Source organism: Anaeromassilibacillus senegalensis (assembly GCF_001261775.1).
Taxonomy (GTDB): domain Bacteria; phylum Bacillota; class Clostridia; order Oscillospirales; family Acutalibacteraceae; genus Anaeromassilibacillus; species Anaeromassilibacillus senegalensis.
In genome coordinates this window covers 293,232-306,168 of record NZ_LN868538.1, presented here as the reverse complement: position 1 = coordinate 306,168, position 12,937 = coordinate 293,232, and the positions used below count along the sequence as shown (strand labels likewise).

Sequence of the window (12,937 nt, the reverse complement as noted above, 5' to 3'; positions counted from 1 at the left end):
TTAAACGGCTGCATGAACCAACAGAAATAAAAAGGAAGAAAGCCATACAAACGCTTGGTTTGTATGGCTTTCTGAATGGTTCATTCAATTGTTTAGAGTGGATGAAGCTTTTTGAGCGCAATGTGATTATGTAAGAATTAAATTTAACAGGAGCATGAGCGTCACGCCAGGAATTCCCGCGGCACCCGACACGCCGATTGCCAATGGGCTGAGCGGCAGCGATACGCCCGTGAAAAAGCCGGTGAGATTGACCACCGCTAAAGCGCAAAGTCCGGTTGCAACGCCGCCCATTGCACGTTGGACCGGGTGGGACGCCCTTACGATTACCTGTAATAGGACCAAAAGGGCAAATACACCGAGTCCCGCCAGAATCACCATCCAACTTGTCATTGTACATCACCATTTCCCTTCGCTTGTCTTCCGTTTGCCTGTTTCTTTGTTATCGACTGAGGGGAGGGAAAAGCCTGCGGTTCAGGCCTGACCCTCCGCCCTTTTTGACTGAAACGGCGTACAGCTGATCCCTTTGCGCTTTGCGGTTTCCAACAAATGACGGTACCGCGCGCGCAGCGCCTCGCGCTGGTAGATACAGGCTTCGATCAGGTCGCCGTCGCATTCCAGTTCAAACCAGCGGTCGTTGCAGGCCATCAGCCTGCTGACTTCCCGGACTTCCTCCAAAAGCTGCTGCTTTTCTTTTTCCTCCTTTTGATTGGTTCGTTCCCGGCCATCCACCAGTTGTATCAGTTTCAACACCGATTCCATAGTAACACCACTTTCCATCCGCACCCGTGCGGTTCCGTCAGAGTCCCCGCGCGTACGTTTATCTTTATGTTCCTATGGTGGGCGTTTATTCCATCCTTTATTCCGGTTTTTGGAGAAAAAGCAAAGGAAATCTTAACTTGGTTTAGCATAAGCAGAGTTGAGATAGGGGAATGATGCGTAATGCAATTGTAAGAGCGGGCGGACATGGGGAAAGAATCCAAAAGAAAGCGAATTTTTGACAGATAGAAAAACCCCGGCACGGTTTTTTCACCGCGCCGGGGTTTTGTGTTGGAGATCATTCCGCCGGAACAAAGTCGATGCGTCCGCTGGCCACATCCGCGGCGGCCGCTTTAACACGCAGAGGTTGGCCGATGGTCAGCTTCTTGCCGGTTGTCTCGTCGTATTGGGTAATCAGGCCGTCAAACTGGAAGTGTGCACCCTCAAAGGATGTGACCGGGACAAAGCCCTCCACCGTGTTGGGGAGCTCCACAAAGACGCCGCGCATGGTCACGCCGCTGATGATGCCATCGTATTCCTCGCCGAGATGCTGCGTCATATATTCCGCCATATAGCAGTCCTCCGCGCTGCGTTCCGCCATCATCGCGCGCACCTCACACTTGGAGGACTGAGAAGCTGCCTGTTTTGCAAAGTCGGCAAAGTGCAGGTCCATTTGCTTGTCCTTCTCCAGATACGCGGAGATGATGCGGTGAATCGCGGTGTCGGGGTAGCGGCGGATGGGGGAGGTGAAATGACAGTAGTCCTCCAGAGCCAGGCCAAAATGCCCGACTGGCTGGGTGTCGTAGCGGGCTTTTGCCATCGTGCGCAGCAGTTGATGAGAAACCACCTTCTGCGCCGGCGTGTTTTGCGCCTGCGCCATAACTTTGGCAAAGTCGGCGGTTGTCACGCTGGCGCTATGCCGCAGGCTTACGGCATTCAGGCCCAGCGCCGCCACCAGATCCGCCAGCGTTTCCACGCGCGCGGGGTCCGGCTGCTCGTGAATGCGGTAGACAAACGGGATACGCGCCTGCTTGGCCAGCTTTGCCGCCGCCTGGTTGGCGGCAATCATCAGCTGTTCAATCATTTGCTCTGATTCGCCGGTACCGCGCGGACTTACATCGACGCACACGCCTGTTTCGTCCAACGTGAATTTAGATTCCGTACTTTCCAAATCAACTGTACCATTTTTCCTGCCGCGTTCGCGCAGGATGTCCGCCAGTTCGCGGGCGGCGTTCAGGGAACGGATCACCGGCGCGTATTTTTTGCGCAGCTCCTTATCGGCCTTGCCCGCAAAAATCTCGTTGACTTCGGCGTAAACGCCGCGCACTTTAGAGTTGATGACGCTCTTGCGGAACCGGTAGGACAAAATGGCTCCCTGCTTATCCAACTCGATGATCGCGGAGAGCGTCAGTTTATCTTCACCCGCGTTCAGGGAGCATACGCCGTTGCTGAGCTCCACCGGCAGCATGGGGATGACCCGGTCCGCAAAGTAAACGGAGGTGCCGCGTTCCCGCGCCTCCATATCGATTGCGCTTCCCGCTTTTACGTAATGGGAGACATCCGCGATGTGTACGCCCAGCCGGTAACCCAGCCGGGTGCGGCTGACCGATATGGCGTCGTCCAAGTCCTTGGCATCCGCACTGTCGATGGTGCAAATGTTGGTGTCCCGCAAATCCAAACGGCCCTTCAGGTCTTTTTCGGAAATCCCTCTTTTGGAGACCTTCTTCGCTTCCGCCAATACTTCATCCGAAAACTTGGTGCGGATGCCGTTTTGATCAATGATGGCGTCTGCACAGATTTTAGCGCTGTTGGAGGTTCCGTAGACCTTGACGATCCGCGCGGACAGGTCGTCCCTTCCGGGAATTTGGTGAATTTCCGCCTGTACCTTCGTCCACGCCCGCAGGTGTTTGATGCTATCTTTCTGGACCGGCAGGTTGTACCGGATCGCATCGTCCGGCGCGAATTCCAGGCCCAAGTCGCCCTGTACCAACGTACCGGTCAGCAGGCGGCTGGCTTTTTCCGTCACGGTTTCCACGTCGGCGGAAAAACCGCGTTCGCTGCGCTGAATGTGATCCAGCACGACGGAATCTCCGATGAAGGCGGATTTCAGCTGGCGGGCGTGGATAAACAGATCGTCGCCGCCGTCTTCAGGCCGCGCGAAGGCAAAGCCCTTGCTGAGGGATACAATCACGGCATTTTTTACGCCCTCGATTTTTTCCACGGGCTGGCGCAGCTTTTCGCGAATCGGGCGCAGGTTTCTTGCCTTGGGAGCCCCGCCTTTCTCCGCACGTTTGACAGCGCTGGACGGCGCCATGCGCGGGCCGGGCGCAGCCTGTACCCGGTGCTTTTTATTGACGCTGACAAGGCCCTGCTGTTTGAGCTGGTTTAAAGCCTGATAAAACAGCTTGGTGTCTTTAATTTTCATCTTTTGAATCAGGCCGCGGGAAGTAAATACCTGCGGCGTTTTCTGCACAACATGCAGAATTTTATCTTTCATTTCTTCCAACATTATCTTGTACTCCTTTGCCCGCCGTCTGTAGCGGGGCGGCGCGGTCCGCGCCTTTACTCAAATCATTCTTCCCTGGTTTTAACGGTTTTATATCTTTGTTTTTGAGGACTGACTCAGCTAAATTCAGGCAAAAAAAGCCCCGCTTTCAGAAGCGGGGCTTTTTGCATTCGGATTTATTGGCCTACGCCAAAAAACAGGATCGCGTTCAATACGATGACCAGAAGGAAGAAGCCGACGGCGACCACCTTTGTCCATCTTGCGAGAAACGCATCCACGGTCCGCGCCTGGTTTTTTGCCAGAAATGTATCCGCACCGCCTGTAATTGCTCCCAGTCCCGCCTGATGGCCTTCCTGCAACAGAACAATCACGATGATAGCGATGGAGAACAAAGCCAGAACGACCCCGAAAACAATTTGCAACGCGTTCATACTGCACCTCCGATAATACTGCCTGGAGCCTAAGCTCCCATAAATAGCTTTGATTATAGTACCACAAAAAAGCAGCTATTGCAAGTATCTTTTCCATTTTTCCCGGCATTTGCGCCCAAGCCTCTGCGGCCTAAAAAGGCCCTGTGCCTGGAACCATTTGATTTTACCTGCATAGGATGGAATAAATGGGTCTTTCTGAGAACAAAAAGGCCGCAATCCGGTGAGGGGGCTTTGCTATGGCAACGATCAGCCTGTGTATGATTGTAAAAAATGAGGAAGACGTCCTGGCGCGGTGCCTGGACTCCGTCCGGGCTTGTGTGGATGAAATCATCGTAGTGGACACCGGGTCCACAGACGCGACAAAAGAGATTGCGCGGAACTATACGGATCAGGTGTATGATTTTCCGTGGATCGACGACTTTGCTGCCGCTCGGAATTTTTCTTTTTCAAAGGCGGAAATGGACTATTGTATGTGGCTGGACGCCGACGACGTTTTGCTGGAAGAGGATGCAAAGCAGCTTTTAAAATTGAAAGCGGAACTGGACCCGTCGGTCAGCATCGTCATGATGAAGTACCACACGGCTTTTGACGGTGAAGGAAATCCGACCTTTTCCTATTATCGGGAAAGGCTGATCCGCAACCGGATGGGATTCGTCTGGCAGGGCGCGGTGCATGAGGTGATTACGCCCGCCGGGAAAATTCTCCATGTCAATACGGCTGTTACGCATCAAAAGCTCCATCCGAGCGACCCGGACCGGAATTTGCGCATTTTTGAAAAGCTGCGGTCAGAAGGAAAATCTTTAGATCCGCGCGAACAGTTTTATTATGCGCGCGAATTGTATTATCATAAACGGTATGAGGACGCATTAAAGGAATATGCATCCTTTCTGGACTCCGGCCGGGGCTGGATAGAGAACGAGATTGACGCATGCCGGCAGATGTCCTACTGTCATTACGCCTTGTCAGAGGACGACTTAGCGCTGCGCGATTTATTGCGCAGCCTGGTTTATGATACGCCGCGGTCTGAGGTGTGCTGTGAAATCGGCAAGCATTTTTTGGACCGGAACCAATTGCAACAGGCGGCCTTTTGGTTTGAAACTGCGGTGGAGCAGCCGCGCAGGGAAGAAGCCGGCGGGTTTTCAGAGCCCGACAGCCATGACTATCTTCCGTATTTACAGCTGTGTGTCTGCTACGACAAACTGGGCAAATATGATGTCGCCAATTTTTACAATGAATTGGCGGGAGAGTGCAAGCCGAATTCCCAAGCAGTGCAGTTCAATCGAACGTATTTTGAAAAGCGGCTGAGCGAAAACAAATGAATGGTTATATAAACATATTGACGGGTTGCCTGTGATCTGGGCAGCCCGTCTTTCTTATAAAAAATCTGGTAAACGAAGGAAAAACATGATGGTAAAATGTTACATATACGCTCTATCTGCAACAAAATGAACTGTGTGGAAAAGATACTTTCTTACTAAGTAATAAAATTAGAAAAATATGATAAATCATCCAGTTATTGCATTAAAATTAAGATATTATTGCTTGAAATAAGGAACAGGAGAGCAGGTACACAAATGTTGAAATTTTTTATCTAAAAGTGTTTTATATCTTGTGATTGAACCTGGGATGTGTTATTATTAACAATATCTTCATGGCGATTTTGTGTTTCGTTATACAGATCTGTATAATGAGGGACAAATGGAACCTTTTCCACATGAGGGAATAGTAGTATCTTAATAGTGTTCTAAAGGAGGAATGCTGAGGTAAAATTTGAGAGGTGAGACAATGAAGAGAAGAGAACGAGTGAAGGAGGTATTTGAAGACGTGAAACATAGCAAAAAGCTGTTGGCTTTGCTTCTGGCAGCAACAATTGCGACAGGTAGTTTCACCAGCGCGCTGGCGATGACGGAGCAGGATGTGAAGGACAGCGCCGAGAGTACGGTGCTGACGGAAGTAACGGATGAAACCGAACGAGAAATCCTGTTTAACGACGATTGGAGATTCTATTTGGGGGACCCTTCCAATGCCAGTGACAAGAACTTTGACGATTCCGACTGGCGCAGTTTAACATTGCCCCATGACTGGAGCATTGAACTCGATTTTACAAATGGTAATGCGACCACTTCGGAAATTGGCCATCTGGCCGGAGGTACCGGCTGGTACAGAAAAGCTTTTGTTCTGCCGGAGGAAATGGCGGGAAAGCGGATTAACATTGAATTTGGCGGTGTCTATATGAATAGCACCACCTATGTCAATGGTAATTTGATTGGCAATTACCCCAACGGATATCTGGAATTTACGTATGATATTACCGATGACCTGATCTGTGATGGTAAAACAGAAAACGTGATTGCAGTTCGCGCGGAAAACAAAACCGAAAGCAATGGTAAAACCAGCCGCTGGTATTCCGGCAGCGGCATTTACCGCAACGTCAATCTGATTGTGACGGAGCCGGTGCATCTGGCCAAATACGGCACGAAGATCACCACGCCGAATCTGGAAAAAGATTATGATGTAAGCGACTTTACAACAGATGTCAATATTGCAACAAAGGTACAGAATGATTCTGACGCGGAGCAGACGGTTCAGGTGCGCACTTCCATCCTTAATTATGAGGACGACAGTGTATTCACTGAAGCGGAAACCTCTGAAGAGATTACGGTTGCCGCTGGTAAGACGCAAACAGTGGAGCAGACGTTGGAAGCTGTGAATCCGGAACTCTGGTCCGTGGATTCCCCGAATCTGTATAAAGCTTTAACCGAAATTTTGGTAGACGGCGTTGTAACAGACCGTTACGAATCCCGCTTTGGATTCCGTTGGACAACCTTTACCACAGATGACGGCTTCTATTTGAACGGCGAATGGATGAAGCTCAAGGGCATGTGTATGCACCATGATCAGGGCGCCTTGGGCGCTGTGGCAAATTACCGTGCGATTGAGCGCCAGATGCAGATCCTGAAGGGGATGGGCGTCAACGCCATCCGCGTGACGCATAACCCGGCGGCGGACGAGCTGCTGGAAATCTGCGACAAGCTTGGCCTGATGGTCATTGAGGAAGCGTTTGACAGCTGGTATAAGGGGAAAAATACCTATGATTATGGCAGGCGCTTCTTTGAACAGGCCGCCACGCATCCGGACGCGAAGCCGGGCCAGACCTGGGGACAGTTTGACCTGCAGCTTATGGTCAACCGCGGCAAAAACTTCCCATCTGTCATCATGTGGTCCATCGGCAATGAAATCTATGCGACCGATGATACAAAAGGCCTGACAGTAGCAGATTATTTGTTGGCAGCAGGCAAGGAAATTGACGACACTCGACCGTATACCATGGGGGAAGACAAATTCCGCATGAATACGAACGAGGGCAACTACACGGCGGTTGCCTCTAAGATGGATGTGGTTGGCATGAACTATGCGGAAGCTAACTACGACTACCGCCACAATCAACATCCGGATTGGATCATCTACGGCGCTGAGAATTCTTCCGCAACGAAGAGCCGCGGCATCTATGCGCATCCAGACAGAAGCGGCTCCATGGATTCTGGCTCGCATCCGGATTACCAGCAGTCCTCCTATGACAACGACCATGTGGGCTGGGGCCGTACGGCGACCAGCTCGTGGGTGGCGGACCGCGACAGGAAATTTGTGCTCGGCGAGTTCGTGTGGACCGGTTTCGACTACATCGGTGAGCCGACCCCGTGGAACCAGAATGCCTATGCGCCTCCGAAGAATTCCTACTTTGGCGTAGTGGACACGGCAGGCTTTGTAAAGGATGACTATTATCTGTATCAAAGCCAGTGGACCAGTGTGGAAGAGAATCCGATGGTACATATCATGCCGCACTGGAACTGGGATGATCCCGCCTTGGCTTCCCAGGTTACTGTAAATGGTAAAATTCCGGTTCGTATTTATTCTAATGCACGCTCCGTGGAGCTGTTTAAAGACGGCGAAAGCCTTGGCATGCAGACCTTTAAAACCATTGCGCCGTATCAGGATGAAAACGGCGACGATGTGGTCTATCAGGTTAATCCGGATAGCGATAGTAAGCTGTATCTGGAATGGCGTATTCCGTATGAACCCGGTACCCTGACTGCGGTTGCTTACGACGCCGACGGCAATGAAGTTGCCGAAGATGTTGTAGCTACAGCAGACAACCCGGCGGCAATCAAGCTTTCCGCGGATCGTCAGGTCATTAAAGCGGACAATTATGATCTCTCCTATATCACGGTGGATGTTACCGACGCGAACGGCAACTTTATGCCGACAGCGGACAATCAAATGTATTTTGATATCACAGGAGACGGCGAGATTGTCGGCGTGGACAACGGCAATGCCCCCAGCTGGGAGCGTTACAAAGACTATGACGGCGTTTGGAAGAGAAAAGCATTCAGCGGTAAAGCGCTTGTGATTGTCAAGTCTACGAAGGACGAAGGTTCCTTTACATTGACAGCGACTGGCGATGGCTTGTCCTCTGATAAGATTACTTGCTATACCACGGCGGATATTGAAGACGGCAGCCGTATTCTCGGATATGATGCACCGTCCTCTGTAACAACCAATGTTGGTGTACAGCCGGCTCTGCCTGCGTCCGTAACTGCGATTTACAGCGACGGTACCAAGGAAGATGTTTCGGTTGAATGGGACGCTGTTTCGGACGAGGATCTGGCACAGCCGGGTTCCTTTGTTGTCAGCGGTACCGTTGACGGCGGAGAAGCGATTGAAATCACTGTTATTGTCAAGGGTGTACTTGGCGTAAGGGATACCCGCATTGTCACGAAGACCGGGACAGTCCCGACTTTGCCGGCTACTGTCAAGGTTGTGTACAGCGACGGTACAGAGCAGAGTGCAGCTGTTACTTGGGATGCAATCACAGAAGACGAAGTGGCACAGGCCGGAGTGGTTGAAAAGATAGGCACGGTGGAAGGCCTTACGTCCATAAAGGCAAAGGCGTACATTCGCATTGGCACAGAATCAGTGCCGGGCAAGAACATAGCCTTAGCGTCTGAAGGAACTACTATTTTGGGATCCACTAAGCATGGAACAGGCGATAACTACGACGGGGCTGTAATTGATGGCAATACCGGCGATGGGAATATGCGCCCCTGTTGGAACAACTGGGTTTCGGGCGGAATTGGCGACGCCGCTACGGATGATATTACGCACAGCGGCGAAACTTCCTGGCTGGCGTTGACCTTCCCGGAGGCATATTCCATTCAAAAGGTTGGTATTTATTACTTTACAGACAGTGCAACCCAGCTGCCGCAGCAGGCAATCCTGCAGTATCAGGATGCGGAAGGAAATTGGGTGGATGTTTCCAATCAGAGCAAAAAGGATAATTTTGCGGGTAGAGTCAAGAACGATATCACTTTTGACGCAGTAACTACGCAGGCAATGCGCTTGGTTCTGAAGGGACAGCCGACTGGCTCCAATTTCAGACCAGTTGGCGTTACCGAGTGGGAAGTATATGCGGATACGATTGACGCTCCCGTTCCGAGCAGCAATGCGACGCTGACCGCGCTGCAGCTGAACGGCAAGGATCTGGAAGGCTTTACACCGGATACATTCGCTTACACCTATACGCTGGGCTTTACGGAAGAAATTCCGGAAATCACAGCAGTGGCGGCGGATAATGCCTCCGCGTTTGTCATTCCTGCAATGAGCGGCGATGATGCGGCGGTTATCTCCGTTACGGCGGAAGACGGCACAACCAATCGCTATACCATCCAGTTTACCCGCAGCACAGCTATGATCCACGAGGCTGTGATTGCAGCGGATAAGGCCACCTTTGCGGAGAACGAGCTTGTTCCGTTTACGCTGACGGCGAAAATGGAGGACGGCACCGTTCTGGATAACAAAGACCTGAACGTCACATACGATGTGAAGGCGGTTGACGCAGAGGCAAAGGGCTGGATCAAGGTAAACAGCAATATGCAGATTGAGGCGCATTCTGCCGGTACGGTGGAACTGACCGCCGAAGTTACCTATCGCGGCAAGAGCATTTCCTCCAATACGTTGACGCTCACCATCACGGAAGGCGCGCCCATTGTTGTGATCGCCTATGACGTCGTGACGGTGACCACAAAGAAGAATGAGGCCCCGGTCCTGCCTGAAAAGATTAAGGCGTATGTGGAAAACAGCTTCGCAAGAGAGCTTTCCGTCACATGGGATTCCATCGATCCTTCCAAGTATGCGGGCTTCGGCCAGTTTACGGTGGAAGGCACTGTTGAAGGACAGAGCCTGAAACCCACTGCAACCGTTATTGTGAAAGATGCGGTGGCAGCAAGACAGTTCTCCACGGCAACCCCGTATGCGGTTGTTCCGCAGCTGCCGGAGACGGTTACTGTTTACAACAGCGACGGAACCTCGACGACGGATGTAGCAGTTGTTTGGGACGATGTATCTGCCGATGCCTTTAAGGTAGAGGAAGGCACGATTGTTCCGGTCAACGGTACGGCGACGGTTGATGGCACGGAGCTTCCGGTTGTCGCGAATGTCCGCGTCACCAAGACGGAAGTAACGCAAAGTGCAAACTTTGCGTTGATGCGCAACGGCTACGAACTGCCGTTTGCAATCGCTTCCTATACCAATGACGTTCCCGAGTCCACGGACCGCGTAGACAAGCTGAATGATGGTACCGTGTCCTTTGCGACAACAGATGAAGACGGAAAGAACATCTGGTGCGATTGGCAGCGCGGCGCAGGCGGCACAGAAAACTGGATCGGCGTCATCATGGCGCACGAAGGTGTTGTCACAAAGAGATTTGTAGACAAGCTGAATGTTGGCTTCTATGACGAAGGCCCGACCGGCGGCACACAGAAGCCGTCCGATTACCGCGTTGAGTACTACACCGGCCCCGTCGATTTTGAGTTGCCGGCAGGTCCGTCCACAGGGCTTGGCCCGAACAACCCGCGCGGCCATATCCGCGATAATTACCCGGGCAGCCCGCTCAACAACGAAGACAACTGGACAGAAGTTACCTACATCAATGGCAAACCGTCCGTAAAGACCGGCGCGCTGACGGAAGTCTCCTTTGAGCCGGTGGAAACCTGCATCCTGCGCGTCTATATGGTCCCGACCGGCACTGTGTGCCTGGGCGCGACGGAACTGCAGTTCTTTGGAAAGATTGCAACAGCGAAATCCAATTACGAAGTCACGGCAATTCGTGTTGGCGATCAGGAAATTCCGCTTTTCCCGGGCATGATGGATTATGAAATCAAGCTTCCGTCCGCGGAAGTCCCGACCGTGACTGCAACGGCTACAAACAACGCTTCCGTTACAGTCGTTCCCGCCACAGACGCCAACGGCAAAGCGCAGATCATCTTTGTGCCGGAGGACGGCAGCGTGGCGAACATCAAGACCTATACCATTCAGTTCAGCAGCGACGTTGTAGAGCCCACCTATCCGGTGCAGGTTGCTCCGGCAGAGGGCGCGACCGTCAGCAGCAATGTCCAGCAGGCGAAGGAAGGCGATACCGTCACCGTCAGCATTGCGGACATCGCATCCGGCAAACAGTTTAAATCTATTGCTGTTGCTGACGCACAGGGCAATTCGGTTGTAACAAATGAAGTTGTAAAGGGCGAGCAGTACACCTTTGTAATGCCTGCCTCTGCTGTAACGGTAACGGTTACCCTGGAAGACACGGATCCGACTGGCAAACATGTTCTGCGCGCCAACTATAACGGCAAGGATGTTTCCCTGTGGATCAACGGCGAGCAGCAGAAATTTGCGGATAACATCGGTTACTATATGGTGAAGCTGGAAGCGGGCGCGCCGATCGCGCTGACCTTCAAGCCGCGCCATGATGGCAGAGAGTTCAGAGAAGTTACACTGAACGGTGAAGCCCAGACTCTGTTGGGTACCAAGGAGTTCCTCTATACGGGAACCATGGACGCAACAGATACCATTCTTGACTTTACTTTTGATGTTGTGTACAAGAGCCTGCTGAAGATTGTCATCGACGCCGCCCAGGCAGAGGTGGACAATGGAAACGCAGACAAGGTGATCCCGACTGTCAAAGAGAAGTTTGAGGCCCGCTTTACGACGGCGAAGGCCGTCTATGCGGACGCAGAAGCAACACAGACTCAGATCGACGCAGCTGCATACGATCTGACTGTGATCCTGCATTACATGATGTTCCGTCCCGGCAGCAAGGAAGACCTGAAGAAGATGATCGACGACGCAAAGGCCATCGACTTCTCCAATTTCCTGCCCGAAGGAAAACCGGCGGTAGAAGCGGCTTTGGCCAAGGCAGAGGCTGTTTATGCAGATCCGGACGCCTTGCAGGGGGACATCGACGATGCGAGCGAGGCTTTGTTCGACGCGATGATGGCGTTGCAGCGTCCGGCGGATCGCGAGCTTTTGGACCGTCTGATCGAAGAAGCGGACGCAATTGTCGCTGATTTGGATAAGTATGTTCCGGCCGGACAGGAAGAGTTCCTTGCCGCTCTGGCAGAGGCGAAGAAGCTGACCGAGACCGCGACACAGGATGAAATCAAAAAGGCAGTGGATACGCTGACGCTGGCGATGGCGGAGCTGCGCAAGAAGGCGGACAAGTCTGAACTGGAAGCGCTGCTTGAATCCGTTGAAACCCTCAAGGCCAGCGATTACACACCAGAGAGTTTTGCACGTCTTGCCAAAGCAATCGCAGATGGACAGGCCGTTATGAAAAACGAGAACCTGAGTGATCGCGACCAGGCTATTGTGACAAACTCGATCAATGAAATCAACACGGCGAGGGCTCTGCTTGTTCCGGCAAACCAGACGAGTAAACCGTCCAACGGTGGTTCTTCCTCTGGCGGCGGTTCCTCTTCCGGCAACGTCTACGGTGGTACCGGTACAGCGGTTGTAACCTCCCCGGTGGTAACAGCGGGCCAGGATGTGTTGGCGGCGGCTTCTGTCCGTTCCGACACGACCCTGCCGTTTACCCTGAAGAGAGGCAGCGCGTACTGCTTCAAGATGACCGTGGTTAACGGCAATGAAAGCACCATTCCGAACTTCACAGTGGGCAACGGCGGTGTGCTGAAGACCCAGTATGTAACAAAGATCGGCAACGATTATTATTACAGAGTATGGGCGATTGGCAAGCCGGGCCAGAGCACGGGTGTTTACACCGCTCTGCCGGGCCAGAACCCGCAGAAGCATTGTGTGGTTACAATCGGCTGAAAATAACTGCAAAATCCCGAATTTATAAGAGGAGCCGCAGACTAGGGTCTGCGGCTCCTTTTCGTTTGTGGATGAATCAACT

The 12,937-nt window shown here is 52.3% G+C and carries 6 protein-coding genes; 2 read left to right on the top strand and 4 right to left on the bottom strand.

Annotated elements, in window-relative coordinates:
• Positions 1-126 precede the first annotated feature (126 nt).
• The 4 genes from BN2106_RS11695 to secG all read right to left on the bottom strand — a co-directional run bounded on the left by BN2106_RS11695 (position 127) and on the right by secG (position 3,693).
• Positions 127-390 carry a pro-sigmaK processing inhibitor BofA family protein gene (locus BN2106_RS11695; protein ID WP_050698769.1) on the bottom strand — a complete coding sequence of 88 codons (264 nt, stop codon included), beginning with the start codon at positions 388-390 and terminating at the stop codon, positions 127-129.
• A gap of 81 nt (positions 391-471) precedes the next feature.
• The gene (locus BN2106_RS11690) at positions 472-759 is read right to left on the bottom strand and encodes a DUF2508 family protein (RefSeq protein ID WP_050698768.1); all 288 of its coding nucleotides are present in this window, start codon (positions 757-759) and stop codon (positions 472-474) included.
• 295 nt (positions 760-1,054) lie between these two features.
• A complete protein-coding gene (gene rnr / locus BN2106_RS11685; protein ID WP_050698767.1) occupies positions 1,055-3,265 on the bottom strand; it encodes a ribonuclease R in 2,211 nt (736 codons plus the stop codon).
• A 173-nt stretch (positions 3,266-3,438) separates the two neighbouring features.
• A complete protein-coding gene (secG, locus tag BN2106_RS11680) occupies positions 3,439-3,693 on the bottom strand; it encodes a preprotein translocase subunit SecG (protein WP_050698766.1) in 255 nt (84 codons plus the stop codon).
• A gap of 236 nt (positions 3,694-3,929) precedes the next feature.
• Here secG and BN2106_RS11675 point away from each other — a divergent pair, with 236 nt between their 5' ends.
• The gene (locus BN2106_RS11675) at positions 3,930-5,012 is read left to right on the top strand and encodes a tetratricopeptide repeat-containing glycosyltransferase family 2 protein (protein WP_050698765.1); all 1,083 of its coding nucleotides are present in this window, start codon (positions 3,930-3,932) and stop codon (positions 5,010-5,012) included.
• Between the two features lie 466 nt (positions 5,013-5,478).
• Positions 5,479-12,855 (top strand): Ig-like domain-containing protein, encoded by a 7,377-nt coding sequence (locus BN2106_RS11670; protein WP_082236484.1) that lies wholly within the window; start codon positions 5,479-5,481, stop codon positions 12,853-12,855.
• Positions 12,856-12,937: the final 82 nt, after the last annotated feature.